Origin of the sequence: Nitrosopumilus sp., assembly GCF_025699255.1 — an archaeon.
Classification (GTDB): Archaea; Thermoproteota; Nitrososphaeria; order Nitrososphaerales; family Nitrosopumilaceae; genus Nitrosopumilus.
Genome location: NZ_JAILWA010000002.1, coordinates 57,304 through 83,740 on the forward strand (window position 1 = coordinate 57,304; position 26,437 = coordinate 83,740).

Sequence of the window (26,437 nt, forward strand, 5' to 3'; positions counted from 1 at the left end):
TCTACAGTTTTTTGTTCATGATTTTTAACGTATCTTCTGGACCTATATTGAAAATAGCATCAATTATTGACAAATTAGGAACAAAGTCAGACGAAGTTTGATTATAAATTGGATGATTGAATTTTTGAAAAATTAACTTGATATTGTTATCTTCAAATCTAATTTCATTATCAATAATGTATCTAGATGAACCTTTTCCTGTGCCTGAGATATATTCATCTCCATTTACGGCTTTAATTAGATTAATTATCTTGTCCGTGCCTGTTCCTTCAACTCCTAATTCTGATGAAAATTTGATGTTTTTTTGAATATTCAAAACATCTAAAATTTCTTTTATAAATGCAAAATTCAATTCTACCAGACTATCTTGTTTTTGAAAAAATATTTTCTTAAAATTTTTTGAATATTTATCAAAATATTTTGTTTTATGATAATTTTCAAAAATTTTATTCCAATGTTCATCTTGCCAAGAAACCTTGTGATTAATTTTGATTTGATTAATTTTCAGCAAATCATTTTTATTTTCTACTGGAACTGAAATCCATTTTGGTCCTCCTGAAGTTTTGATTTTTGTTCTAATCACATAGCTTTTTCCTCTTACAAGTTGAACATCATCAAAAATAATAAAAATATCTGAATTCAAAATTTTACGAATTAATCCCATCCAAGGAAGATAATTCGGTTGATGAATTGAAACCTTCAAAAATCTATTCACTTATTTCCAAATAATGGATATAGGACTAAAAACTTCACATAAGGGAATTTCTACTTTGACACCATTTGACTTACATGCTGCAACTATGACTTCTTTTTGAAAATAATTTTTTTTCTGATATGTTTTGTATTTAGATAAAGCTTTGAGTTTATCATTCAAATTTTTCTGATTTAATTGAACAAAAATTACTGGTTTTGGAAATTTTTCACTTCTTGGAATGTCATATTCCAATATTGTTTTTGTTCTAAAAACTCTAAGACATTCATCATGTCCTACTTGATGATCTTGATGAAGATCATATGGTGGAATGAATATACATGATGGATTAATTTTTTTTCCTATTTTCCATAAAAAATCACAAATTTCTTGTCTTGAATAAGAAAATTCTCTTGTAACAAAATCGCCAAATACAATATTTTCTTTTTTAATGCCTAATGAATTCAAACTATCTTTGCTCTCTTTTAGCACATTTTTGTTATCAGGATTTTCCTGATTTTTTGAAAGAGTAATTACATGAATAGGAACAGATTTTCCAAGTTTACTAATTACTCCTCCACAACCATATTCTACATCATCAGGATGACATCCTACAAAAAGCACCGGACCTTTGCCTAGAATATTTAAAACCAATTCAATCTTGACTGATTAAATTAATTATTATGTTTTTGTTGTCTATTTCTCAGTACTAATTAAGATTATTTATTTAGAATACTGCTTATATAGCCATTTTTTAATAATTAGGCAATTGAAATTAGTCATTTTGATGTTAGCGTATAATGAAGAAGAAAGAATAGAAAAGACTATTCTAAGAATTCCTAGAAAAATACCAAATATTGATCAAGTTGAAATCTTGGTAGTAAATGATGGCTCTACTGATAATACTGTAGATATGGCAATGAATGCTGGTGCAGATAAAATTATTTCACATAAAACTAATCTTGGTGTTGGAGCTGGCTTTATGACTGGTATTAGAAATTCTATCTCTCTAGGAGCTGATATTGTTGTTACTGTAGATGCTGATGGTGAAGCCAATATTGATCAGATTCCAGATTTGATTAATCCAATAATTAATAATCAATTTGATGTAGTTGTTGGAACTAGATTCTGGAAAGGAAATCCATCTACATACAAAAAATTAAATTATTTTGGAAATCAAATTTTTACAAAATTAGTCTCATTTGTTGCTGGACACAAATTTACTGATACACAAACTGGATTTAGAGCATATTCTAAAGATGCAATTGAAAATATTACAGTTGTAAATAATTTTACTTATACTCAAGAAGTACTGTTAGATTTACATTTTAAAAAATTTAGAATTGGCGAAACCCCTATTTCTTTTAAACATAGAGAAGATTCTAGATTAGTACATAGTATTACACGTTATACACTAAGATCATTATCTATAATTTCTAGTACCCTTGTATACCATAGACCTATAATGGCATTTGGTTTGTTCGGTGCACTTTTGAGCAGTATTGGAATTATTAGTAAATTAATATCATCTATACCAAATTTTATTGAAATTAATTCAACATTATCGTCTGGTTTGATTTTGTTGGGTGCCGTTAGTTTTATGATTGGATTATTTGCTCATATTGTTTTTAAACGACAAGCATTTTCGGAAAAAGATCTATTAGAACGAATTAAACGATTAGAAAAATTTAAAGAATAAATCATGGATGATGTTATTATTAGAGAATTAGAATTAGATGATCTAAAAAATGGATTTTTAGAATCCTTGGACTCATTAAAACCTGCAAGCACTCTATCAGAAAAAAAAGCCTTAGATATTTTTCAAAAAATTAAAAATAATCCTTTTCAACTAGTTTTTGTTGTAATAAAAAATTCCCGAGTTGTAGGATCTGCTACATTAATTTTAGAACAAAAATTTATTCATAATGGAAAATATGTAGGTCATATTGAAGATGTTGTAATCAATAAAAATTTTCAAAAATCTAAAATTGGCTCAAAATTAATCAATACAATTCTAAAACGTGCTGAAAGTGAAGGATGCTATAAATCAGTTTTAGATTGTTTAGATGATGTTGCACCATTTTATGAAAAACTGGGTTTTGTTAGACATCTAAAAGGAATGAGATTCAATCATTAGGAAAGTTCTTTGAGTTTAATAACACTAAAAATAATATTAGCTAATCAATTCATATTATAATCTTCAAAAAACACCTATAATCATAGGAATAAAAATGAAAATTAAAAATTTTTTTGACAAAATCATATTAGCATTAGCAGCAACAATAATCTTTTATTTTGCAATAATACTTTACTCTGACTATTCATCCATTGATGAAAAAAATATCACTTTTGATTTTCAATATATTCCAATAATTATTATTTTAATGATAGTCCACACATTAGTTTCAAGTTTTAAATTTCATAGATTATTACAACAATTAAACAAACCAATTTCTTTTAAAAAAAGTATAAAGATTTTTTTGGGAGGATTATCTTTAGCATTAACTCCTGGCGGGTTAGGAACGGCAATAAAATCTGTTTTGTTAAAAAAACAATTTAATTATTCAATTTCTTCAACATTCCCAATAATTTTAATTGAAAGATGGACTGAATTAATTGCAATTACCATAATCATTAGTGTTTTAATGATGTGGTCTAATTTTCTAACAAGCCAAATTATTTTAATTTTTGGAATATTATTTGTAGCAGTATTTGGAATTTTGATTTCAAAATCAAAAACTTTTACTTCAATCAAAAAAATTATTTTAAAAATAAATTTTTTAAAAAAATTATATTCATCCATTGATGAGTCTGAAACATCATTCAAAATATTAATGAAAAAAAAGAATTTATTTGAAATAATCTCAATAAGCCTTTCTACAAAATTCATTCATTTAATTACTGTTTATTTGATTTTTCAATCTGCAGGAATAGGAATTGAATTTTTTGATTCGGGTCAAATCTATTATACATCTTTGCTGATAGGAAATCTATCATTTTTACCTGCCGGAGTGATAGTTACTGAATCTGGTATGATTGCAATGTTAGTTAATAATGGAATTGATTTCTCATTAGCATCATTAGCTGTAATTTTTATGAGATTTATAGGAACTTGGATACCTGCAATTGCAGGAACTATAACATACAAATTTGGATTTAGTCTAAAATAAATTCTATATCTTATCGATTTACTAGAATTTGTAAAATATTTTCATGGACACTTATTTATAAACAAGATGAAGATTTCTTAGATAAATGGGTATTAGAAGAAAGATTGCAATTGGATTGTATGTTAAAGCAATTGAACGATATTCTTTGATGAGAAAAAAATACATGAAATTTCTACCAAATACTCCATTAGCTAAAAAAAACTCTAAACCTTTGTTTACATTAATGACCAAATACATTGCAACTCAATTTGAACCTGAAATACGTAAAGAACTCTCATTTTATATGAAAAATCACTATGAGTTAGAAGATCTTCAAGAAGGATTGGGAATGGGAACTTGGTTAGAATTTGTGAAAAAAACTGAAGGTATTGAAGGTGATATTTTAGAATTGGGGATTTATCGTGGCGGTACTACCACAATGACTGCTCATTATTTGAAAACATTAAATTCAAAACGAAAAATTTTTGCATGTGATGCTTTTATGGGCCTTCCTTATGAAGATAAACATTCCATTTGGGAAAATGCAAAAGGAATGTATTCAGAAACAAGTGAAAGTATTGTACAAAAAAAATTAGAAAAGTTTGATGTTGCAGACAAAGTCAATTTAGTTAAAGGTCTTTTTGAAGACACATTATACCAACAATTATCTGATAAGAAATTTTCTTTAGTTTTAGTAGACTGTGATCTATATGATGCAACTAAACTAAGTATGGAATTTGTGTATCCTAGAATGGAAAAAGGTGGAATTATTATGTTTGATGATTATGATAGAGTAAATCGTGATGAAGCTACATGTGGTGAAACTACTGCAGCTGATGAATTTTGTAAAGAAAAAAATCTTGAGATTAATTTATTTCCAGAACCTCACATCAAAATAAACTAGTTACTTTGATTGACATATTAACTGATTGAAAATGAAGATTACTTCAAAAAAATTTTTTCAGTGTTTTTACTTATTATTAAAAACATCAACAATTCCAAAAACAGATTGGTTTTCTCTTTTTAAGACAATTTTACTTACTATTTTAAAACATCCAAATTCAGTTTTTAAAAGACAAACTGAAGAATCTAAAAAACATTTTCTTACCGATTATCTTGCTAAACCCATTATTGTTAAATCTCCTGAAGGAATAATTTTTGTAGCAAGACCAAAATTTGAAGATCTTGCACGATTTTTGTTTTCAGAAGTAATTGCAAAATGGGAACCATTTTCATTAATTACTGGTAAAAATAATGTAATAATTGATTTGGGAGCTAATGTTGGATACTACACTCTAAAACTTTCTAAAAAAAATAAAGATTGTAAGATTATTGCTATTGAACCAGATCCTAACACCTTCAAAATTTTATCACAAAATTGCGAATTAAATAATTTAAAAAATATTGCCTTACATAATGTAGCTATATCAGAAGAAAATGGAACTGTTAAATTATTTCAATCTAAAACTCATTCTGGCACTTCATCAATTCTATCAAAATCATATTCACAAAATGAGTCTGTATCAATTAAATCCATAACTCTGGATAACCTACTGGGAAATTTATATAAAAAAATTGACTGGTTAAAAATTGATGTTGAAGGTTCAGAATTATTTGTACTAAAAGGTGCTTCTAACACTTTAAAAATTACAAATAAAATTATTATTGAACTACATGAAGAGATCCTGAATCAAAATAATCAAAGTTCTAAGCAAATTATTGATATATTGACAAAAAATAATTTCAAGATTACAACTTTTACTGAGTATTGGAATCAAAATACTTCACAAAATCAAGAATTAAAATCTGATTATATTTTAGCAGAAAAACTCTGACATTTAACCCAATGTGGATCTTTTCTTAATAAAATCTATGGATGGAATGGGAGATGGATCAATTTTTTGAATTATTGCGTAATATATCGATGTATAGTCTAAAAGATAAATTAAATTAATTACTTTAGTTATTATGCTACCTTCCTCTGAGAAAATTTCTTTGTATTCTATTCCATTTGAATTAAAATATTCTTTTAAAATTCTCCATCTTTCCTTTGTTTTTTCATAATCATCTTTTCCTTGTAACAAAATTGGATTAACATTGGATGATTTTTCCCATGAAACTATTCCATTATGACATGCCTCTACTACATCTTCAGCAATTACATGGGTTTTCCCGTTTTCTTGCAATGAATTTTTAAAGCGAATTGCAGATGCTTGTAATCCCCATGGATAATAAATCAATGGAATTCCATTGATCCACTCTGCTAAATCTAATGAAGGATTATCTTTAGAAAGATTTGAAGAAGAGATTTTTTCTCTTAATTCAAATAGTTTTTCAATAGATTCTTGAATATCAGTTTCATTAATTGGCAAAATGGGTTTAAGAATTTTTAACATTCCATACAAATAGGCTGTGAAAGAAGCTCTTGGAGAATGAAACTGAGGAATAATTTTATGGGAAATATTATTTGATTTACAATATTTTTCCATTATTCCATCAGAAGAAAAAGCAACAACATTAGTATCAATTTTTTTTGCTGCTTCTAAAACTGTAAGAGTTTCAGATGTATTTCCTGAAACACTTGTTGTAACTACTAATGTGTTGGAATCAACTGTTTTAGGCAGATGATATCCCTTAACAACTGAGACATGTTTATCTGTTTTTGATAATATTGAATAAAAAATATCTCCTATTGCACCAGAACCTCCCATTCCTGCAAAAATAATATTATCAATATTTTCAAATTCTATACTATTTTCATCTAATTCATATGCCTCTTTAGCGATTTCTGGCCACTTGTCATAAATTTTATACATTCCTTTAGAATCTACTTCATCTAAATTTTCTTTAGAAATCATCTATTTACAGGAATAATTTTTAAAATATATGTCTGATGAATTAAATCCCGAAGATTGATTTAAAATGAACATCTGTAAAATATGTTTATTGACGAATCAGAATATTGGCATAGATTCATCGTTACGAACAGTAGAATGGAAAAATAACAAAGTTAGAATGATTGATCAAACTAAATTACCAAATGAATTGGTTATTGTAGAATTTGATGATTTTAATCAAGTGGCTGATGCTATATCTACATTGGTTGTTAGAGGTGCACCTGCAATTGGTGTATCTGGTGCATTTGGTCTAGCATTAGCAGTATTACAAAGTAATGCTACCACTAAAGATGAATTAATATCATATTTAGAAAACGCAAAAAAAATTCTATTTGCTACTAGACCTACTGCAGTAAACTTAGGTTGGGGATTAGAAAAAATAATGAATATTGCAAAAACTGGAGATTCTGTTGAACAAATTAGAGAACTAGTAATTTCTACTGCTAAAAAAATGGCAGATGAAGATATTGAAATTAACAAAGCTATGGGTAAGAATGGTTCAATTCTTTTTGACAATAATGACACCATAATGACTCATTGTAATGCAGGAGCATTAGCAACTGTTGCATATGGAACCGCATTAGGTGTAATCAGAGCAACTAGAGAAAGTGGAAAAAATGTAAAAGTAATAGCAACTGAAACAAGACCTATTCAACAAGGTTCACGATTAACAGCATTTGAATTGAAACATGATGGATTCGATGTCAGTTTAGTGCCAGACACTGCAGTAGGATATTCAATGGCAAATGGTTTAGTGAATAAGGTAGTAGTTGGTGCAGATAGAATTGTAAAGACTGGTCATGTTTTTAATAAAATTGGAACTTATCAAGTAGCAACAATGGCTAAACAACATGGAATTCCATTTTATGTTGCAGCCCCATTATCGACCATTGATTTAGAGACAAAGGCTGAAGATGTAATCATTGAAATGCGTAAAGGGACTGAAGTAACTGGTATTGGTGAAAAAAAGACAGCTCCTGATGATATTGGTGTAATTAATCCTGCATTTGATATGACTCCTCCAGAATTAATTTCAGGGATAATTACTGAAAAAGGTGTGGCTAAATTTCCCTACGAAGAATCAATACCAAAATTATTTGAAGCTAATAATTAGAAAGTTTTTATTGTTTTTCAAACTGCCATTTACAATATGAGTACCGTTTCACCACAAGCAATTGAAGAATCACTCAAACAATGTATGGATCCCGAAGTTCCATTAAACATTGTAGAAATGGGATTAATCTATGGAATTGATGTTACTGAAAATAATGATGTTAACATCAAAATGACAATGACTACTCAAGGTTGTCCTCTTCATGAAACTCTAGTTGAAGATGCCACAAGATTTGCCAAAAAAGTACCTGGAGTTAATAATGTCAAAATAGACATTGTATGGGAACCTGCATGGTCAATGGATAAAATGACTGAAGAAGGAAAATTAAAAATAAAAAATATGGGTGCTACTATGAATACACCTGCACCAATAAATTATGAAACTGCTTTACCACAAGGAGTTGGAAAGTTAATTCAACAAGAGGATGGTTCAATGGTTCTTGCAAATGAACATGAACAAGGATTCATGGTCAATCAAGCAATAGTTGACTTTTGGAAGTCTTGTAATGGCCAACGTAAAGTAACAGATCTTGTTGAAGTATTTGCACAACAAACAGGATTACAAAGAAAACAAGTTGAAAAAGAAGTAATGCAGTTGCTCCAACAACTACGTGATGGTGGGTTAATAGCAATAGCAGGTCAATCAGACACTCCTAATGTTGAATTTAAAAAATAAAATTTTCTAATAGATTAGTTTAAGAACTAGATTTTTAAATACCTGGTAATGAGATTTTTATTAGTCATATTATCTGTAATGCTTTTCTCTGGAATATTTTTTGGAATTTCTTTTGCTGAAAAATTTGAATATGAAGTCGAAATCGAAATTATTGCTGAAAATTTAAACATTCCTTGGGCAATTGATTTTGCCCCTGATGGAAGAATATTTTTTACTGAACGTTCTGATGGCGAAATACCTGGAACCACAAGACATGGAACAGTAAGAATTATTGAAGATGGAAAACTTTTAGATGAACCTGCATTGACTCTGCAAGTTGAAAGAAGAGAGGCAGGAGTTTTAGGTATAGCTTTAGATCCTAATTTCGATGAAAATCATTATGTTTATGTTTATTATACAAAGAAATCTACGCCTTTACCAAAGGACATTCTTTCAGATACGTTTAACAGACTTTCACGATTTACTGAATCCAACAATAAATTAGAAAATGAATTTATCTTAATTGATAGAATCCCAGGCTCAACCGCTCATGATGGTGGAAGAATAAAAATTGGTCCTGATGGTAAACTATATGCTACAACTGGTGAAATTAAAACACCTGAATTATCTCAAGATCTTAATTCGTTAGGAGGAAAAATCTTACGAATAAATCTTGATGGAAGCATTCCTAATGATAATCCTTTTGAAAATTCCCCTGTTTTTTCTTATGGTCATAGAAATCCACAGGGAATAGATTGGGATAAATCAACAGGTAATTTGATTTCAACTGAGCATGGTCCTTCTGGTGAATATGGATGGGAGGGAAGAGATGAAATTAATTTAATTGAATCTGGAAAAAATTATGGATGGCCTAATGTATCTGGTGAATTAACTGATGCAAAATATGTAACTCCTTTATATCAAACTGGTCAAGAGGAAACATGGGCCCCTTCAGGTGCAACTTTTTATAATTCTGAAAAATTTCCAGATTGGCAAGGCAAATTTTTTGTTGCAACACTATATGGAAAACATTTGAGAATTTTAGATTTTGATCTTGATACAAATGAAGTTCTTTCCAATGAAATTTTACTAAAAGATTCTTTTGGCAGATTACGTGATGTTGCAGAAGGTCCTGATGGTAATTTATACGTCTTGACTAGTAATCAGGATGGTAGAGGAATTCCTGCACCAAACGATGACAGGATTTTCAAAATCATTCCTATTTCTAGCAATAAAATTTTACTGGGAGATAATACTTTGTCCCCATTACAACAGTTCAAACAAGGAGTTTTATCAAAAAATATACTTTGTAAAGATGGATTAGAATTATTAATTAAAAATAGTTCTGGAATGCCTGCATGTGTAACTACAAAAACATTATCAAAACTTATAGAAATTGGTTGGGGAAATTTACCATAATTTAATCAAAAAATATAATTTGAATTTGCACCATCAAAGTTTATTGTGACTCCTGAAAGATATTTTATCTCATTTTCAATAATTGATTTTATAAAACTTCCAATCTCTTCAGGTTTTCCCAATCTTTTCATAGGTAATGTTTCTTCAAATTCTTGAACATTTTCTATTAATTCTTGAGTTCTATCTGTGTTAATTGGTCCTGGAGCAATATTTACACAACTGATATTATTTTGAGCATATTCTTTGCTTAATACTTTAAAGACTTCAGAAAATGCAGCACGATATGCTGATGAAATGATTAATTTGGCATTTGGTTCTTTAATTACACTAGAACTAATCAAAAATATGTATCCTCCATCATTAATTTTGATTTTTTGTAGAATGGTAACAAATCCTAAAAATAATTGATTATGATAAAGTTTCCAATCCGTTTCTGTAATGGTGTTGAATAGTTTTGGAGAAGGTCCTCCTGTATTTAATATGAGAATATCTGTTTGAGTATTTTTCTCTAAAAATTTTTTTACACTATCCAAATTTGATGTATCAATATCAGTTTTTGATGTAGCAAAAACGTCAATTCCAATTGATTTTAAAGATTTAGAAATTGCTTTACCTATTCCTCTTGAACCGCCAAGAACAATTGCTTTAGACATATAATTTTTAAAATATTTGTTATAATTAAATTTCTTTAATTTCTGTTATTGTTCCTAATACAGAATCCATCTGAACTATTGCTCTTTTTTCATCCCATCCCAGAGCGACATACCAATCTCCTGCATCATCATGATATTTTGTTTCCAGCGTTTTGATATTTTCTGGCTTTACATCATATTTTTTTGCAATTCCAGAGATACCTAACGCAACTGCATCTTTTTCCTTTTCTAAACGCCTTTTCATTAATCCTATTCCTGGACTCATATTTTTTGTAAATTGTTTCATCTAATATAGTTAATTCATAAAATTAGCCATGATGTTGAATTTTTCTAATTGATACTCTTACAATATTTCAAATAACCCTGTTGTATTGTAGGAACAAAATGAAATTAATTCAAAGACTTTCAAATTCGACAATTACAAAATCTAGTACTCTTGTTTCATTAATTTCTATTTTAGCAATGATTGGTCCAATTGTAATTGTTTCAGCAGGATTTTGGGATGCCATTTCACATCTTCTAAAAGAACCAGAGTTTTTCTGGAGCCCCTCTCATATTGTAGTCTATTCTGGAGTTTCAATGACTACTTGTGCTGCAATAATTGGTAGCATGCTATTAATTCGAAAATCAGTTCATGGTTCTCTTAAAACTGGAATCAAATTAGTTATTGTAGGTTCTATTCTACAAATTGTTTCAGGTTTTGGAGATTCTTTATCTCATGACGTCTTTGGAATTGATGGGCTTATCTCATGGTCTCACCAACCACTAGAATTAGGACTAGTTATTGCATCACTAGGTGCAGTCTTGATTTTAAAAAATAGAGAACACACAAAACTCAAAATATTTCTTCCATTCTCTATTGTAGCATTTTTGTTTTTTACTACCTGGTTGATTTTTAATCTTGTATTGATTTTTGGACATACCATTCAATGTATACAAATCTATGAGATATTCTCTTCAGGTTGTTCAATATTATAATTTTTAATTTTGAAAAATGCCATAATCAACATCACAATAGCTCCTACAAATATTATAATTCCTGATGGATACATTTTTTGTGAATTTGTATTTCCGAATTCCATTTCAATATTGATTTGATTTTTTGCAATATTTGTAATCTTTAATGTGTAATCACCGTTTTCTTCAAAGTCAAAATAACCCACTGACATTTTTGTTTGAATCATTTGTTCTTGAATCACGTTGTCATTAGAATCTAATATCTGAACAAATACTTCTTCTCCTGAAAATTCAGGCATATATAATTTGAAATATCCTATATCTATACCAAGCAATTCTGATTTTGTTTCAAATGAGCTTGACTGTTTTAGTAAAATTGAATCATATTTTTTTTCAGTTTCATCAAAAATATATGCTGTCCAAATTATCCCCACTATCACTAAAATCAATCCAATTTTGAATGGAGATATACGCATTTCATCATGCTGAGAAATTATTTACTTAATAAGATAATCTAAAGGGCTCGGAGGGCTTCGATCCCTCGACCTAGCGGTTCGAAGCCGCTCGCACTATCCAGACTGTGCAACGAGTCCAAACAAGTAAGATTTTAACAGGTCTAAATATCTGTCTAGATACTTTGAAGGTATCAAAAAAAGTAGTTGGAGTAGAATATGCAATTAGAGATATTGTACTGGCCGCTAGAAAAGTTGAACAAAAAGGAATGCAAGTTGATTATCTAAACATTGGTGATCCTGTACAATTTGGCTTTCAACCTCCTGATAATGTAAAACAAGCTTTGATTGATGCAATTAAGAGAGGTGATAATTTCTATTCTACATCTGAAGGTCTTTTGGAATTAAGAGAAGAAATTGCCAAAAAAGAAAATGCCAAAGGGCTTTCCATCAATGCTGATGATATTCTAATTACAAATGGTGTCTCTGAAGGACTAGACATGGTGATATCTTCAATTGTTGAAGAAGGCGATGAAGTACTATTACCTGGACCTTATTATCCTCCATATGCTTCGTATGTCCGATTACATGGTGGGATTCCTGTAGAATTTGGAGTAGATTTGAATAATTCTACTCCTGATATTGAGGATATAAAATCCAAAATTACATCAAAGACTGTAGCCATTTGTTTGATCAGTCCAAATAATCCTACTGGAGTTGTTTTCAATGAAAAAGCCCTCAAAGAATTAGTGGATATTGCAAATGAGCATAATCTCTACATAATTTGTGATGAGATTTACGATCAAATAGTTTTTGATGAAAAATTTGTTGGAATTGGTAAAGTAGCTGGTAATTCACCAGTAATTGTTCTAAATGGTTTTTCCAAAGTCCATTTGATGTCTGGCTGGAGAATCGGTTACATTGCATTTAACCAATCTCCACAATTAGCAGAATTAAGAGAACACTTGCCTAAACTTGCTAGAGTGAGAATTGCAACTAGTCTTCCTGTTCAACATGCAGCATTAGAATCACTACGTGGACCACAAGATTACATTGGTGATTTTGTTTCTGAAATGAAAAAACATCGTGATTTTGTAGTAAAACGATTAAACGAAATTCCTGGATTGTCATGTCCTAACCCCAAGGGCTCATTTTATGCATTTCCAAAAATTGAAGACAATAGGTTTGATAATGATAAGGAATTTGTAACAAAGTTGTTAGAAGAACAAGGTGTACTGACAGTTCATGGTTCCGGTTTTGGAGAACAGTATGGCAGTGGACATTTCAGACTAGTTTATCTTCCAGATCTTAAAATATTGGATTCTGCAATGAGTAAAATTGAAAAATTTGTCACTCAGTAATTCCAAACTGTAAATTTTTCAGGAACAATTTCAATAATACAATTAGTGTCATCTAGTAATTCTTTTGCAGATTTGTTATCTAGTGATTTAAAATATCGCAAAAGAATTTTTTTTGCAATATTTTTAACTTTGTTACTTTCTAAGATAAGATTTGCATTTCCTTGCACTAGAACACCAAAAATATTTGGCGCCTTTATTCCTATATCTATACAGCATGAAACCTGATTATTTTTTTTAATATTTTTTGCTTTTATCGTTTTAGTGTTAGTTCCAATGTAAATTTTTTTTCCGCTATATCTATACCATACAGGCACAATATGTGGAGTTTTGTTTTTGCCAACTGTAGCTAATCGTAAAATCTTTTGTTGACTTAGAAATTCATCTCTTTTGTTCATGTTTTCTAAATCCTAATGCTATCATAAAAATCCCAAAGCCTAACATTGCTACAGAAACTTTTTCATTTGTAAATTCATCATTAAATAGAAAATCTTCAACAAATTCTATTCCCCAAATTAATAATTGTTGAATTAGAACAATACCTCCCATTATACAAAAAAGTAATCCAATAACTGTAAACCAGTTTTTACCTCGTCTATAATACTCGTGACTCATAATTAGAAAAGAGTAGTTTAGATAATTTTGATGCCTGGATTCTTTATCTTGTTTCTGATCATTGCGTTTAGTAGCAATGGAGTGGACATTTCTGCAAGATATGATAATTCAATTGGTCCCAAATAGATTGATCTTAATCCTTTGATTTCATCAATTAACTGATTAACTACTGCAACTGATTCTTTATCGTCACCACAAACAAAGATGTCATAATCTAATTCCAATGTTGGATTGATTAACTTTTTCTCAGAGATTACGTGAAATGCAGAAACCAATTTTGATTTGTCTTTCATGTGTTCTGAAACCAGTTTGTATGAAAATGGTTTGTTATCTTTAATTGAAACACACTCAAATCCAACATCTGTTTTTGTCATAGGTACGATTGGAGATACAACAACACAGCTATCTTTTACTTCTGACAAAATTCCTGAACATACAGAATCAATATTCTCATATGGAATTGATAAAATCAAAACATCACTTTCTTTAGCAACTGAAACATTGTCGTTTCCAGTAATTGTTCCCTTTATTTCACCAAATGCTTCTTTTGCAAGATTCGTATATTCTGTAGCTGATTCAGATGCTCTTGCAGCATCTCTAGAACCAACAATAACATCATTATTTTGTGACCATCTTAAAGCAAATCCTTTGCCCATTCCACCAGTTCCACCAATTATTCCTACTTTCATGATTTCTATCTGACAATGTTATTATTATCTCTATTTGAAAATCGATCAAATTGGGACAGATTATCTTTCTCAGACATGGACAGGCCAAAAATAATACTGAAAGAATTCTAGCTGGAAGAACAGAAGGAGTCCCATTGACAGAAATTGGAATCAAACAGGCAGAACATACTGCAGAATTACTTGAACACATGAATGTTTCAGCAATTTATTCTAGTCCTATCCAAAGAGCTAAACATACTGCAGAAATTGTCGGTAAACACAATTCTATTGATGTAACAATTGATGAGCGTTTAATTGAACTTGATATGGGAAAATTTACTGGAATGCCATATGATGAAATTTTCACAAGTCATGGTAATGTCTTTATGAAATTTTACAATGGAGAATTAGAAATTGCTCACAATGGTGTAGAGACTTTTGATCAAGTCAAAAAGCGAGTTTTAGGGATAGTAGATCATGTAACTAAAAATCATCCTGATGAGAATGTCGTTCTAGTGACTCATATGGATCCAATCAAGGCAATGCTTTCGACAATTGTTGATCTATCTCCTACAAACCTCTTTGAATTAATCATAGCCAATGCATCTTTGAATATTTTCAGAGAAAAAGAACAAAAGTTCTCATTATCAGGACTTAATGTAATGCATCCATCTCGATTCGATCAAGGATGGTAGCTAATAATCTTGAAAACCCTTAAATAGAAATTATAGGCCACGTCATTCAATCGCTATGAAGAAATTCGTCGGGTTATTCTTGGTATTGGGAGTTTTAATGGTAATTCCAGCTGTGGACTTAGCATTTGCTGCCGGTGATGAACCTGGAGAATATCTTGATCGTAGAGTGGTTATTTGGAATTTATTTTATAGATTAATGACCGTTGGATTTACTGTTGGTGCAGTAGTCTCTGGAACAATTATTTGGCAATGCTGGAGATTTAGAGAATCTCATCCAAAAGCAAAACCAACTCCATATGAGGGCACGGACTGGTAATAATGGGCGGACACTCTAATTGGCCTGAATGGATTTACATCGGCGTTGTTGTAGCATTGATGTGTTGGGTCGGGGCAGAAGCTTGGGAAGCAGAAAGACTCGTAGAACATGTTCCAGAAGGTGCTGAAACAATTATTGTAACAGGACAACAATGGTTCTGGACTTTTGAACATGAAGATGGTACTAAAGAAATTGGTGAACTTCATGTTGAAGTTGGCAAAGCTTACAAATTAGAAATTCATTCTAAAGACGTTAATCATTCTTTTAACATTCACGATTATGTCGTATTGATGGACGCAATTCCTGGTAGAGTAAACACAGTATGGTTTGCTCCAACTGATGCGGGAGAACATGATATTCAATGCAGAGAATATTGTGGATTAATCCACTATAACATGAGGGGAAAATTAATTGTGGAGGATCCTACAGCTTGACAACGCTTTTATCACAACTTTTAATGCACAAATCTGAGGAGATTATCTGATGGTTCTAGAATTACAAAAACCACGTCCAATTTGGCAGATAATGTTCTCAACACATCATACTGATGTTGGATTACTTTATCTGATTTCATCACTTGCATTCTTGTTCTTGGGTGGAACTTTGGCTCTTGCAATCAGAGCAGAATTGTTCTTACCTGGTGCACAAATTATTGGTGATGCAATGACCTTTAACAGAATTTTCACAGTTCACGGCACGACATTAATTTTCTTGTTTATCATTCCATTTGCATCTGCAGTTGGTAACTACTATGTTCCAATAATGGTCAGATACAAAGACATGGCATATCCAAAACTTAATGCCATAGCATTTTGGATGATTCCTCCAGCTGGTGCACTTATCTGGCTAGGATTTGCAGACTTTACATGGTATGCAACACCTCCATATTCAATCATTAGTGCTCCAGGTCCTGCAGCAGATATGTGGATTTTTGGATTAAAGATTCTGGGTATCTCCTCCGTACTTGGCGCAATCAACTTTATCGTTACAATTCTCAAATGTAAACATCCTGACATGTCAATTGGACAAGTTCCATTGTTGGCATGGTCATTCTTATCTTCATCATTGATTATTCTAGTTGCAATTCCTACTTTTGCTGCAGCACTCTTGATGTTACTAACTGACAGACTTGGCGTAAGTGGATTTTTCAATCCTGCAATGGGAGGAGATCCAATAGCATATGCACACTTGTTCTGGTTTACATTCCATCCTGAAGTGTATGTACTAGTAATTCCTGCAATTGGTATGATGTATGAAATTATTCCAAGATTCTCAAGAAAACCAATTTACAGTTACAACTCTGGTGTCTTTGCATTTGTATTGTTATCTATTGTCGGTTTCTCATCATGGGCACACCATATGTATGCAACCGGAATGTCATTTACCGAAAAAACAGTATTCATGGTAGGAACTCTTGCAGCAGTTCCAGCATCAGCCATGCACGTATTCAACTTTGTTGCAACCATGTGGAATGGCAGAATCAAGTTCTCAACTCCTATGATGTGGGCAGTTGGTGGAATTGCATTATTCTTCTCTGCAGGTGCAGGTGGTGTTGCAAACGCTGCTATGCCATTAGACTTTACCACACATGATACATACTGGGTAGTTGGTCACTTCCATCTCTTTGTGATGGGTACAATTGCATTTGGTTCAATTGGATTCCTCTACTACATGTTCCCATATGTAACAGGAAGAATGTACAATGAAACAATGGGTAAAATCCACTTTGTTATGTCATTTGTTGGTACCGTTCTAGTATTCTTTACACAACACGTACTTGGTCTTTATGGAATGCCAAGAAGAATTTTCGATTATCCTCCAATCCCAGAATGGATTGCTATGAACCAGATTGCAACAGTCGGTGCCATGGTTATTGGTGTCAGTATGGCAATCTTCTTGGCAAACATGATTTACAGTTCAGGAAAGGGACAACTTGCAAATACCGAGGATCCATTTGGAGTCGGTGGCAAATACTATTATCCATTTGAGGCAAAGAACCCATCACATTAGGAGATATATGAAATGAGCCACGATAATTCCCAAGTTTACAGAACAACTCCAGCAAGAACTGGAAAAATGATGATTATCATGTTAGGTATATGCATTGTTGGCGGAGCAATCTTCTTTTCAATGTGGGATTATTGGATTTCAGAACCTGCCCCAGTTGTAGCAATGATGGCTGGAGATTCAGGTTCTGCAGGTCCAGCAGCACATACTGGTGCAACCCTTACACAAGTTCTTCATTTTATTGAATCTTCTGACTTTAGGACTTTGGCTTTTAACTCGTTACCTGGTGAACCTGATCACAATCCAACAGTTAAGATGGAAGTTGGAGACAAAGTAATCTTTGATGTTGATAATGCCGGAAAATCATTTCACTCCTTTGGTGTAACAACTGAAGATGAAGGATTTGGAGGAATTGTCCCTGGAAGTGAAGTTGCAACAGCATCTAATCCACTAAAACCGGGTGAAAGTGGAACTTCAGAATTTATTGCAGGAGAAGAAGGAGTTTACTATTACATTTGTACAGTTCCAGGTCACAGAGAACAAGGAATGGTTGGTAAAATCATTGTAGGGGATGTTTCAGTTGAAGAAGAAGTAATGGAGGCAGCACCAGAACCAGAAGTAATGGAAGAAGTTGCAGCACCAGAACCAGAAGTAATGGAAGAAGTTGCAGCACCAGAACCAGTAGCATTTGATGGAGTAATATCTATCCCAGATGGTTCTGGAGTTCCTGGATGTGATGAAACAAACGAATGTTATCTTCCATACCATGTTACAGTTTCAGCAGGTGAAGAAATCACTTGGTCAAATGATGATACAGCAGCTCATACTGTAACTAGTGGAACTCCTGCAGGTGGAGCTGATGGAAAATTTGACAGTAGTTTGTTTATGGCAGGTGGTACATTTTCAGTAACATTAGATGAAGCAGGCGAATATCCATACTTTTGTATGGTACATCCTTGGATGACTGGTGTCATTACAGTTAACTAGAAACGAAAAATTTTGGCAATCCAATACTTAGCACTAACAACAATGATAGTTTTGTATTCATTGATGTTTATTGGCGGATATATCTCAGCAGCTGGACTTGGATTGACTTGTCCTGAATGGCCTCTATGCCCTAATGGTGTAATGCCTTCTGAGGAATATCTTATTGAATGGATTCATAGAACAACTGCTGCAACAACTGGAATACTAGTTGTTTCAACAATGATTGCAAGTTTGATAAATAAAAATTCTGATTTGAAAATAAAAATTACCAGCTCTCTTGCAACTGGCTTAGTTATTACACAAATTACACTTGGTGCCCTAGTAATTGATACAAAGCTTCATGCAGTACTAGTCGCAATTCACTTGGGAATTGGAATTTGGTTATTTGCAATGGTGTTGCTAACTACAATATTTGCATTTAGAATCTCAAAATCTTCTAAACCAATTACTGTTTAGGTTTTTTTAGCATTTTTGGCAAGTAAATGTACAACATTACTCCTACAAATACAAACGCACCTGTAGTAATTGCACCAATGAAAACAAACCCAAATGGACTTTGAGTTCCCATATTGAATGTATAAGTCAAAGTTCCATGCGAATCTTCCATATCATACAAATCAACTTTCACAATATGGTTTCCTACATTTCTCCAAATATAGTCAAAATCCCAATGAGAACCATCTACTGATGTTGGAGGAATGGCATCTACTTGCTGATCATTATAAAAAACTCGTATTCCCATCCTAAAATTATCCACATCTTCATAATCAAATCCTTTAGTCACTTTAATGAGAAATTGTGATGGCTCATCAATTTGTGGAAATTCTGGTGCTGTGGCAACCTGGACTCTATAACCGCCATATGATTGCTCAGCCGAATTGAACATGGAATGGGCATATGCTGAATCAAATCCTGCATACGCTAAAAATATCAAAATAAAGATCAAAAAAACTGATCGCTTTTTAGTCATTCAATTTATCATAATAATTAGATGAATATATTGTAAATCAATTTTGGCAGGAAAATCTTCAAAACCTTTAAATCCTTATTGGCAAGAAACTCAATCGTTGACCCTCGTTACAAAATCAATCGATATCAAAACACCTGTAGAGAATGTTTTCACCTACTTTGCAAGACCAGAGCATGTTTCTGATCAAATCAAAAATGACACAGTAGGTATGACAGTCGTTCCTATGGATATTAAGGAAGGAATGGGTGTTGGTACAACCTTTAGAATTATCGGTGACTTTAGCGGTAAACGTTTAGAGTGGGATTGTGAAACAACTGAATTCATTAGAAACGAGAAAATCACTGCCAAGCAAATTGAAGGTCCTTTCAAGAATTGGCAAATTACCAACGAATTCAAAGCATTAGGTAATAATCTTACAAGAGTAACCATGTCAGTAGACTATGAGATGCCATTTGGTCCTCTAGGTGCAATTTTGGACAAAGCAAAATTTGCAAAATCTGCTGAGAAAGGAATGGAAACAGCTCTTTACAACGTTAGAGGACTACTTGAAGGAAATGGTTCAATTCCAGTGTACATTACACTTGATGCATACCAAAAACTTCTAGCCGAAAAGAAAAAGATGAACGATGTTCCAGTTTCAACTGCACTTACTGCAATCATTGAAAAATACAATGAAATTGAAGCAAAAGCATAAAACTGAATTTTCATTTATTTTAAAATCTTAAGATTAATAACAACTCTAGGCTTATCCTTTTTGGTGGGTCTATGGCGCAGCCAGGTAGCGCACCGGACTCTTAATCCGGTTGTCAAGGGTCCGAATCCCTTTAGACCCGCTTTTAATTTAATTTTAAAAAGATAATTTTTAAAAAATTATTCTATTTTGATTTCAGTATACTTTTTTGCTAATGCAAGTAGTTCATCCACTCCTAATGGCTTTGAAATCACTTTGATTAGTCCTTCTTTGATTGCTTCTTGACTTTTTGGTTCAAACTCTGAAAATCCTGTAACAATTACCACATTAGCATTAGCATCTATACTTTTGATTTGTTTGAATGCTTGATATCCATCAAGTATTGGCATATCTCCATCCATTATTACAAGTGATGGTTTGTGTTCTATGAATTTTTGAACTCCTTCTTCTCCATTCATCGCAGTCTCAACATCAAATGCATGTAATTCTAGAATTTCCTTGTAAATTCCAATTAGATCCATATCATCTTCTACAACTAGTACTGTTCCACCCATGCCCAAGTAAGATTATCATACTTTACTATTAAACACTACGTAAGTTCAAATTGTGACATATACCAAAATATCTATAGATTTAGTCAATGGTTTTTAAGGTAAAATGCAATTGAAATTACTTGAAAACGTATATTCTATAAAAATTGGAAATAATATGAAGTTAAGAGGATCAAAAATTGAGTAAACCCAATTTAATTAACAAACAATTGAATGATAATAAAAAATCTTTAACTTTTCTAATTGTAACTTTACTTGGGTTTACTGCTATTTATCAGCTAAGACCTCTTCTTGATGATCAACAATTCATGTGGATTTCAATTCCTACATATGCAATTGTTCCAGGAATTCTAACTGCATACTCATCAATTCTTGCAATAAAATTACATAGACAAAAACATTTCCAAGCAAAAGGTTTTCTTGTTTTTGCAATTGGTGCAGCATTTTGGTTTATAGCTGAACAGATTTGGCAATTATACGATCATGTTTGGGAAGGAGATCCATTCCCATCAGAAGCTGACATTTTCTATGTTGGAGCATATCCATTCATGATTGCTTTTCTCTTTATTTCCTTAAAACCTGTTTTAAAATCAATTAATTGGAAAGTTTGGTTGTTTGCAATAGGATTATCTTTTTCATTATTGCTACCCTCCCTTTTAGCAGCATATGATGATATGGAAGGAGAAGAAGCATTTGCAACATCCATTGCACTTGCATATCCCATTATGGCATCAATTCAAGTTGTACCTGCCATCGTCGGAATTTTATTTCTTACAAAAAGATCTGCCAATTTCTCTTGGATGCTTGTGTTATTTGGTTTTATAATTTACAACATTTCTGATACTTTCTTTTTGTTTGCTGAATTAGATGGAACTTACTATGATGGCCATCCAGTTGATCTGTTGTATGTCTACAGTTTTGTACTGTTAATTTTCGCATTTCACATTAGACTCAAAATTGCTAATTTACCATCCTCTGAAAATAAAGCAATGTTTTTCTCTGAAACTGTTCAGTTTGAAACAATTAGTAAATTTGGAATTCCACTAACATTAGCAATTGTTAGCATGGTCATCTTAGTTTCAATGGTTGATGCTATTTTTATTCAAGAGGATGAAACCCTCTCATCACAAAGTCTTATGCTTGGAGTAGTTGCAATGCTGGGAGTTTTTGCAGTGATCGTAATTACAATCAACAAAAATCTTTCACGCCTAGTAAAAATGAGAACCACTGAGCTTGTTGAACAAAGAGATAATCTTGAAAATCTTGTTGAAGAAAAGACTCATGAAATTCTAAAGTCAGAGCGATTATCTGCAATTGGTGAACTTTCTGGACGTCTTGCACACGACTTGAGAAATCCCCTATCAGTCATGAAAATGTCTCTAGATTTGATAAAACAGAGTCCTGCAGATTCAAAAATATCTGATCCAACTGTAACAAAACGTATTGATTTGATTGAGAAAAGTATTGATAGAATTTCTCATCAGGTAGATGATGTTTTGGGATATGTGAGAAATTCTCCATTAAATCTGACAAATGTTTCGCTAAAAGAACTTGTTGAGAACTCTTTGGAAAAAGTTAATGTTCCAGAAGATGTTAAAGTTGAAATTTCAAAAAAAGATGTAAAAATTGATTGTGATGCCATTAAACTTGATGCTGTTTTTATCAATTTGATTGTGAATTCAATTCAAGCCATGCATGATGGAGGGAAAATTACCATTCAGATAAGTGAGCAAGACAATTTTGCAATTATAAAATTCAGTGATACAGGAGAAGGAATTCCCAATGAAAATATGAATAAAATCTTTGAACCATTATTTACAACTAAACAAAAAGGAACTGGGTTGGGTCTTGCAAGCTGTAAAAATATTGTGGAACAACATCAAGGAGAAATTTCTGTTTCTAATAATCCTACAACATTTAGTATAATGTTGCCAAAAGTACTATCTGTACAAAAAGTGAAACTACAACCAAAACAAAATTAGAGTTTCTTTAGCAATGTGAATCTGGGCTTGTCTGGTTCTATATCTTCATGCATATTCACATTGCTGACAAATTTTACTTTATAGTCAAGCCATTTATTTTGCATATTTCGAGATTTTTGATTCTCATCAATTTGTTGTTCAATTTCCTCAAATTTCTCACAATTCATAATCCATCTTTTGGACACTCTGAACATTTCAGACACTCCTTTTTCTACAGTCTCATCATCTAGATAATTCATCAGTCCATGAGTAAAGACAAAATCAATTGTTGAATCATCAAATGGTAGTTCTGTAATGGAACCTTTCCTAAAATTTGCAATTGAGAGTTTTTCTTTAGCCATTTTTAATGCCTTTTCATTAAGATCAATTCCGTGGATTTCAAATGTATCTGGAAATAATCTTAAATCAATTCCTGTTCCACAACCAATTTCTAGTATACTTGTACAATGTAATGATGTTGCCAAATCCCTGACAAATTTAGAAAACTCTTCATTGTATCTTGCTTCATTTTCATCCGAATATTTATTCCAAAACTCTTCATTGTAACTCATAGAAATTTTCCACCAAAAGCTGTATTTGTTACTAATTGTTTAGTGCTGGCATTTGCATGGAATAAGTTTTGTATCAAACGTGCAATCATGTGGTCCATCTGATTTTCCCTGAGTAGGAATCTCTTTCATGCAATCATCATGTCTGCCTTTTCTACAGAACCAGCAAATTTCTTGTGTATTGCCTGTATAGCATGAATCCATAATTCTTTATTTCTCACTATAGGTAAAAAACTTCATGGAGATCAGATAAAAGTTAACCAAGGCAAGAATCTTTCATCCTTGCCCATAACTACATCTGTAAATGATTTTTGTAATGCTTTGGTAATGACACCCATTTTTCCTGTTCCTATCTTTACCTTGTCAATTTGAGTTACTGATTTTACTTCAGCTGCAGTTCCTGTCATAAAAATTTCATCGGCATTATACAGGTCATCTCTCTCTAAATCCCGTTCGATTACAAATCCCCCATTTTCTTCTATTATCTGTATTATACTGTCTCTAGTTATTCCGTCCAAGCCTCCTGCAGAAAGTGGAGGAGTTTGAATGATGTCATCTTTTACAATAAAGATATTCTCAGCACTCCCTTCTGCTACTTTACCATGTGAATTTAGCATAATTGCTTCATCATATCCATTTTCTAATGCTTCCATTCTTGCAAGAGCTGCGTTTGCATAGTTTGATGCAGCTTTTGCTTGCATTGGCTGAGATCTTGAATCAATCTTTGTCCAGCTTGAAACCTTGCATTTTGCCCCTGAAAATTTACCGGCTTTTGATTCACCCATCTTCCATTCCCAGCATGAAATTGAAATATCCACTTTGTTTGTGGTTGGGGTCAATCCCATTGTTCCATACCCATAGTATGCTAATGGTCTGATGTATGATTCTTTGAGTCCACTAGATTGAACTGTTTTGATTATGGCATCTGAAATTACTTTTTTTGAAAATTGCATTTTCATTGAATATAGCTTTGCAGATTTGAAAAATCTATCAACATGTTCTGGTAATCTGAAAATTGCTGATCCATTTGGCGTATCATAACATCTAATCCCTTCAAAAATTGATGTTGAATAATGTAATGCATGAGTTAAAACATGAACTTTGGCATCTTTGAATGGTACTAATTTCCCATTCATCCATATTTTACCCACTTCTTTCATAGGAGAGCAAAAAATACATGCTAATTTAAAGAATTATTTTTCTAACTTTTATTCAATATCTCAAACTACATATCTGATTAATTGTAAATTCTAGTATGGAATGGACACTGGGCTTTGCTGGAATTGTATGCCTTGTGGTGGGTTTGATTGGTCAGGCTTTTGAGATGAGAAAAATACGTTTGACTGTATACAAAGATGAGGATTTAGGCTCAGCCAATATTTTCATGAATAAGAAAAATTTCAAGTGGTATGCGTTATTGGGTATTGGAATTATTTTGTGGTACGCAGCTGAGCGTATGTGAACAGATCTATATAGATCAGGTCTAAATACTAGAAATTGCAACGTATAGTATCGCGTGTTTTGGGTAACGCCGGACTAACTCTAGATAAAGGTCCAAGAACAAACCCATGATGGCGTTTACAGGTGAAAGCCCGTAACGCCACTCTTACACTAAATAAAATTAATATTTGAAATTTCTTGGTGTATTGCTTTAATGGCTTTTGTAATGTTGTCATGCGTATCTTCTACTACAATAATTATCCGTGATGTCTCTTCCTGTGCATCCATGTTCAAAATATTTAATCCTGCTTCACCAATCTTTGCACTGGTTCTAGATGCCACTTGTTGAACTCTCCACATTTCATCTCCAATTAATGTAATTACTCCTCTATTGTATGTAATAGTTGCAAGTGAATCAAATGCTAAAAGATATTTCTCATTTCTTTTTACGTATTCTCCGTCAAGGAATAATATTCTAGAAAATTCAATTCCATCTTTTGTAAATGGCGATAAAATAACAAATTCACTATAATGTTTGTCTTTTTCTAAAGATGTCAACAGTTTTTGAATTGCACTAGTTTCAATTCTAAAAATAGCACAATTTTCTTTACCTGTTACAATCTTGATGGGATGACCTTTTTGTTCTGGTAAATTTCTTTTAATTATAGTAATTTGTTCTGGATTTTTCATGTTTGTAATTGTAATTGGCATGTCTACTCCATTTTCTACAATTTCTTTGATTGCAATTGGATCTAAAATTTTCATTCCAAACATCCCTGCAAGTCTTGCCTCATTGTATGACAATTGCATCACTTCTCTTAGTTCAGAACTTACAATTTTTGGATCTGCAGAAACTACTGCACTATCCTTCTCAAAGTCTACACTTGTGTCATATTTTTTATGAAATAATATTCCTAAATCAGCAGCTGTTCTATCAGAACCCCCTCGCTCATATGTAGTAAGGATCCCATCTGTGGTTTTCCCTATGAATCCTCCAATAGTAACTACCTCGTTATTATCAACTAGTTCTGAAATTTTATCTATTTTTTCTCTGGATTCTGATGTTAGAAAGTTTGTAAATTCAATATTGTTATCAGTTATAATTGGCCAATCTTCAAAATCTACTCCTTCACTTTTGATCCCATTACTTCGCAGAATATGATTCATGACATGTGACATCAAAATTTCTCCTGAGAATGCCAGTGCTTGAGAACGTACTTCGTTGGCAAACTCTTTGTTTTCAAATGCTTCATCTAGTGCTTTTTGTGCTTTTTCTAGGTGGGAATTTATCGTTTTTTTACAATTTTCTTTGTTATTTTCATCTACTAGTTCTAGAATCTTCTGATAGGTTGTCTTTACAACATCCAAAGATGGCATAATTCCCTTTTCTGCATTTCTTCCCTGTTCTAAAATAATGTCTGTCAATGAACGCTTTTTTTCATTGTAAATTGTTAATGGGGCTGAAAAAACCGTAATTACTTTAGAATTTTTTTTCAAATTTGTAATTCTTTGAATAATTTGAGGAATTGTTTCTCCATTGGGACCTAATGCACTGCCACCAAATTTGGCAACAATTAGTTTAGTCATAGTACTTTTTCAAAATCTCATGGCCTTCTATTAAGC

34 protein-coding genes and 2 tRNA genes are annotated in these 26,437 nt (G+C 31.9%); 20 read left to right on the forward strand and 16 right to left on the reverse strand.

Going from position 1 to position 26,437, the window contains the following annotated elements; genetic code table 11:
* Position 1 precedes the first annotated feature (1 nt).
* Both K5781_RS02310 and K5781_RS02315 read right to left on the reverse strand, forming a co-directional pair.
* Positions 2-715, reverse strand: coding sequence for a WbqC family protein (locus tag K5781_RS02310; protein ID WP_297440316.1), 714 nt, complete (start codon positions 713-715; stop codon positions 2-4).
* Positions 716-1,345, reverse strand: a complete 630-nt coding sequence (locus K5781_RS02315; protein WP_297440318.1) for a PIG-L family deacetylase — start codon at positions 1,343-1,345, stop codon at positions 716-718.
* A 115-nt stretch (positions 1,346-1,460) separates the two neighbouring features.
* Here K5781_RS02315 and K5781_RS02320 point away from each other — a divergent pair, with 115 nt between their 5' ends.
* From K5781_RS02320 to K5781_RS02340, 5 genes are all read left to right on the forward strand, one after another.
* On the forward strand, positions 1,461-2,390 hold the full coding sequence (locus K5781_RS02320) for a glycosyltransferase family 2 protein (protein WP_297440320.1): 930 nt from the start codon (positions 1,461-1,463) through the stop codon (positions 2,388-2,390).
* 3 nt (positions 2,391-2,393) lie between these two features.
* Positions 2,394-2,828, forward strand: coding sequence for a GNAT family N-acetyltransferase (locus tag K5781_RS02325; protein ID WP_297440322.1), 435 nt, complete (start codon positions 2,394-2,396; stop codon positions 2,826-2,828).
* Positions 2,829-2,922: 94 nt separating this feature from the next.
* On the forward strand, positions 2,923-3,861 hold the full coding sequence (locus K5781_RS02330) for a lysylphosphatidylglycerol synthase transmembrane domain-containing protein (RefSeq protein ID WP_297440324.1): 939 nt from the start codon (positions 2,923-2,925) through the stop codon (positions 3,859-3,861).
* A gap of 85 nt (positions 3,862-3,946) precedes the next feature.
* Positions 3,947-4,744, forward strand: a complete 798-nt coding sequence (locus K5781_RS02335) for a TylF/MycF/NovP-related O-methyltransferase (protein ID WP_297440325.1) — start codon at positions 3,947-3,949, stop codon at positions 4,742-4,744.
* A gap of 31 nt (positions 4,745-4,775) precedes the next feature.
* Positions 4,776-5,675 carry an FkbM family methyltransferase gene (locus K5781_RS02340; protein WP_297440327.1) on the forward strand — a complete coding sequence of 300 codons (900 nt, stop codon included), beginning with the start codon at positions 4,776-4,778 and terminating at the stop codon, positions 5,673-5,675.
* A gap of 3 nt (positions 5,676-5,678) precedes the next feature.
* Here the strand turns inward: K5781_RS02340 and K5781_RS02345 are convergent, their stop codons facing one another.
* A complete protein-coding gene (locus K5781_RS02345; protein ID WP_297440329.1) occupies positions 5,679-6,698 on the reverse strand; it encodes an SIS domain-containing protein in 1,020 nt (339 codons plus the stop codon).
* A 64-nt stretch (positions 6,699-6,762) separates the two neighbouring features.
* Here K5781_RS02345 and mtnA point away from each other — a divergent pair, with 64 nt between their 5' ends.
* From mtnA to K5781_RS02360, 3 genes are read left to right on the forward strand one after another with little or no spacing between them, the layout of a single operon-like run.
* A complete protein-coding gene (gene mtnA / locus K5781_RS02350) occupies positions 6,763-7,851 on the forward strand; it encodes an S-methyl-5-thioribose-1-phosphate isomerase (RefSeq protein WP_366847865.1) in 1,089 nt (362 codons plus the stop codon).
* A gap of 36 nt (positions 7,852-7,887) precedes the next feature.
* Positions 7,888-8,526, forward strand: a complete 639-nt coding sequence (locus tag K5781_RS02355) for a PqqD family peptide modification chaperone (protein ID WP_297440334.1) — start codon at positions 7,888-7,890, stop codon at positions 8,524-8,526.
* A 48-nt stretch (positions 8,527-8,574) separates the two neighbouring features.
* The gene (locus tag K5781_RS02360) at positions 8,575-9,924 is read left to right on the forward strand and encodes a PQQ-dependent sugar dehydrogenase (protein ID WP_297440336.1); all 1,350 of its coding nucleotides are present in this window, start codon (positions 8,575-8,577) and stop codon (positions 9,922-9,924) included.
* Positions 9,925-9,929: 5 nt separating this feature from the next.
* Here the strand turns inward: K5781_RS02360 and K5781_RS02365 are convergent, their stop codons facing one another.
* Both K5781_RS02365 and K5781_RS02370 read right to left on the reverse strand, forming a co-directional pair.
* Entirely contained in the window at positions 9,930-10,577 is a 648-nt protein-coding gene (locus tag K5781_RS02365) for an SDR family NAD(P)-dependent oxidoreductase (protein WP_297440338.1), read from the reverse strand.
* A 25-nt stretch (positions 10,578-10,602) separates the two neighbouring features.
* Positions 10,603-10,842 carry a hypothetical protein gene (locus tag K5781_RS02370; RefSeq protein WP_297440340.1) on the reverse strand — a complete coding sequence of 80 codons (240 nt, stop codon included), beginning with the start codon at positions 10,840-10,842 and terminating at the stop codon, positions 10,603-10,605.
* A 119-nt stretch (positions 10,843-10,961) separates the two neighbouring features.
* Here K5781_RS02370 and K5781_RS02375 point away from each other — a divergent pair, with 119 nt between their 5' ends.
* Positions 10,962-11,555: a hypothetical protein gene (locus K5781_RS02375; protein ID WP_297440341.1), complete on the forward strand. Its 594-nt coding sequence runs from the start codon at positions 10,962-10,964 to the stop codon at positions 11,553-11,555.
* Here the strand turns inward: K5781_RS02375 and K5781_RS02380 are convergent.
* A complete protein-coding gene (locus K5781_RS02380) occupies positions 11,519-11,968 on the reverse strand; it encodes a hypothetical protein (RefSeq protein ID WP_297440343.1) in 450 nt (149 codons plus the stop codon). The genes K5781_RS02375 and K5781_RS02380 overlap by 37 nt on opposite strands.
* 84 nt (positions 11,969-12,052) lie before the next feature.
* A tRNA-Arg gene (locus tag K5781_RS02385) sits at positions 12,053-12,127 on the reverse strand.
* 44 nt (positions 12,128-12,171) lie between these two features.
* On the opposite strand from K5781_RS02385, the gene K5781_RS02390 reads away from it, so the two are divergent.
* Positions 12,172-13,347 (forward strand): aminotransferase class I/II-fold pyridoxal phosphate-dependent enzyme, encoded by a 1,176-nt coding sequence (locus K5781_RS02390; RefSeq protein WP_297440345.1) that lies wholly within the window; start codon positions 12,172-12,174, stop codon positions 13,345-13,347.
* Here K5781_RS02390 and K5781_RS02395 read toward each other — a convergent pair.
* The 3 genes from K5781_RS02395 to npdG are packed head-to-tail and all read right to left on the reverse strand — an operon-like array spanning position 13,341 to position 14,648.
* Positions 13,341-13,742 carry a pyridoxamine 5'-phosphate oxidase family protein gene (locus tag K5781_RS02395; protein ID WP_297440347.1) on the reverse strand — a complete coding sequence of 134 codons (402 nt, stop codon included), beginning with the start codon at positions 13,740-13,742 and terminating at the stop codon, positions 13,341-13,343. The genes K5781_RS02390 and K5781_RS02395 overlap by 7 nt on opposite strands.
* Positions 13,726-13,959, reverse strand: a complete 234-nt coding sequence (locus K5781_RS02400) for a hypothetical protein (protein WP_297440348.1) — start codon at positions 13,957-13,959, stop codon at positions 13,726-13,728. The genes K5781_RS02395 and K5781_RS02400 overlap by 17 nt, the downstream gene beginning before the upstream one ends.
* A 17-nt stretch (positions 13,960-13,976) precedes the next feature.
* Positions 13,977-14,648 carry an NADPH-dependent F420 reductase gene (npdG, locus tag K5781_RS02405; protein WP_297440350.1) on the reverse strand — a complete coding sequence of 224 codons (672 nt, stop codon included), beginning with the start codon at positions 14,646-14,648 and terminating at the stop codon, positions 13,977-13,979.
* Between the two features lie 50 nt (positions 14,649-14,698).
* Between npdG and K5781_RS02410 the strand changes: the two genes are divergently transcribed.
* The 6 genes from K5781_RS02410 to K5781_RS02435 are packed head-to-tail and all read left to right on the forward strand — an operon-like array spanning position 14,699 to position 19,088.
* Complete coding sequence (locus tag K5781_RS02410; RefSeq protein WP_297440352.1) at positions 14,699-15,322, forward strand: histidine phosphatase family protein; 624 nt, start codon at positions 14,699-14,701, stop codon at positions 15,320-15,322.
* A 55-nt stretch (positions 15,323-15,377) separates the two neighbouring features.
* Positions 15,378-15,638 (forward strand): heme transporter CcmC, encoded by a 261-nt coding sequence (locus K5781_RS02415; protein WP_297440355.1) that lies wholly within the window; start codon positions 15,378-15,380, stop codon positions 15,636-15,638.
* 2 nt (positions 15,639-15,640) lie between these two features.
* Complete coding sequence (locus tag K5781_RS02420) at positions 15,641-16,072, forward strand: cupredoxin domain-containing protein (RefSeq protein ID WP_297440357.1); 432 nt, start codon at positions 15,641-15,643, stop codon at positions 16,070-16,072.
* Positions 16,073-16,121: 49 nt separating this feature from the next.
* On the forward strand, positions 16,122-17,648 hold the full coding sequence (locus tag K5781_RS02425) for a cbb3-type cytochrome c oxidase subunit I (RefSeq protein WP_297440359.1): 1,527 nt from the start codon (positions 16,122-16,124) through the stop codon (positions 17,646-17,648).
* 12 nt (positions 17,649-17,660) lie between these two features.
* Positions 17,661-18,632: a plastocyanin/azurin family copper-binding protein gene (locus K5781_RS02430; RefSeq protein ID WP_297440361.1), complete on the forward strand. Its 972-nt coding sequence runs from the start codon at positions 17,661-17,663 to the stop codon at positions 18,630-18,632.
* Between the two features lie 12 nt (positions 18,633-18,644).
* Positions 18,645-19,088: a COX15/CtaA family protein gene (locus K5781_RS02435; protein ID WP_297440363.1), complete on the forward strand. Its 444-nt coding sequence runs from the start codon at positions 18,645-18,647 to the stop codon at positions 19,086-19,088.
* Here the strand turns inward: K5781_RS02435 and K5781_RS02440 are convergent.
* Positions 19,078-19,602 carry a hypothetical protein gene (locus tag K5781_RS02440; RefSeq protein WP_297440365.1) on the reverse strand — a complete coding sequence of 175 codons (525 nt, stop codon included), beginning with the start codon at positions 19,600-19,602 and terminating at the stop codon, positions 19,078-19,080. The genes K5781_RS02435 and K5781_RS02440 overlap by 11 nt on opposite strands.
* Positions 19,603-19,699: 97 nt before the next feature.
* On the opposite strand from K5781_RS02440, the gene K5781_RS02445 reads away from it, so the two are divergent.
* Positions 19,700-20,296 (forward strand): SRPBCC family protein, encoded by a 597-nt coding sequence (locus K5781_RS02445; protein WP_297440367.1) that lies wholly within the window; start codon positions 19,700-19,702, stop codon positions 20,294-20,296.
* A gap of 65 nt (positions 20,297-20,361) precedes the next feature.
* Positions 20,362-20,435 (forward strand) — tRNA-Lys (locus tag K5781_RS02450).
* Between the two features lie 37 nt (positions 20,436-20,472).
* Here K5781_RS02450 and K5781_RS02455 read toward each other — a convergent pair.
* Positions 20,473-20,847 carry a response regulator gene (locus K5781_RS02455; RefSeq protein ID WP_297440369.1) on the reverse strand — a complete coding sequence of 125 codons (375 nt, stop codon included), beginning with the start codon at positions 20,845-20,847 and terminating at the stop codon, positions 20,473-20,475.
* Positions 20,848-21,023: 176 nt separating this feature from the next.
* On the opposite strand from K5781_RS02455, the gene K5781_RS02460 reads away from it, so the two are divergent.
* Entirely contained in the window at positions 21,024-22,826 is a 1,803-nt protein-coding gene (locus tag K5781_RS02460; protein ID WP_366847866.1) for an ATP-binding protein, read from the forward strand.
* On the opposite strand, the gene K5781_RS02465 is transcribed toward K5781_RS02460, so the two are convergent.
* Genes K5781_RS02465 through K5781_RS02475 form a run of 3 tightly spaced genes read right to left on the reverse strand, consistent with a single transcriptional unit; the run spans position 22,823 to position 24,534 of the window.
* The gene (locus K5781_RS02465) at positions 22,823-23,377 is read right to left on the reverse strand and encodes a class I SAM-dependent methyltransferase (RefSeq protein ID WP_297440371.1); all 555 of its coding nucleotides are present in this window, start codon (positions 23,375-23,377) and stop codon (positions 22,823-22,825) included. The two genes, K5781_RS02460 and K5781_RS02465, sit on opposite strands and share 4 nt — an antisense overlap.
* A 39-nt stretch (positions 23,378-23,416) precedes the next feature.
* Entirely contained in the window at positions 23,417-23,578 is a 162-nt protein-coding gene (locus K5781_RS02470; RefSeq protein ID WP_297440373.1) for a hypothetical protein, read from the reverse strand.
* A 41-nt stretch (positions 23,579-23,619) separates the two neighbouring features.
* Positions 23,620-24,534, reverse strand: a complete 915-nt coding sequence (locus K5781_RS02475) for a branched-chain amino acid transaminase (protein WP_297440375.1) — start codon at positions 24,532-24,534, stop codon at positions 23,620-23,622.
* Between the two features lie 95 nt (positions 24,535-24,629).
* Here K5781_RS02475 and K5781_RS02480 point away from each other — a divergent pair, with 95 nt between their 5' ends.
* Positions 24,630-24,836, forward strand: coding sequence for a hypothetical protein (locus tag K5781_RS02480; RefSeq protein ID WP_297440377.1), 207 nt, complete (start codon positions 24,630-24,632; stop codon positions 24,834-24,836).
* A gap of 149 nt (positions 24,837-24,985) precedes the next feature.
* On the opposite strand, the gene K5781_RS02485 is transcribed toward K5781_RS02480, so the two are convergent.
* Entirely contained in the window at positions 24,986-26,401 is a 1,416-nt protein-coding gene (locus K5781_RS02485) for an aspartate kinase (protein ID WP_297440379.1), read from the reverse strand.
* Positions 26,402-26,437: the final 36 nt, after the last annotated feature.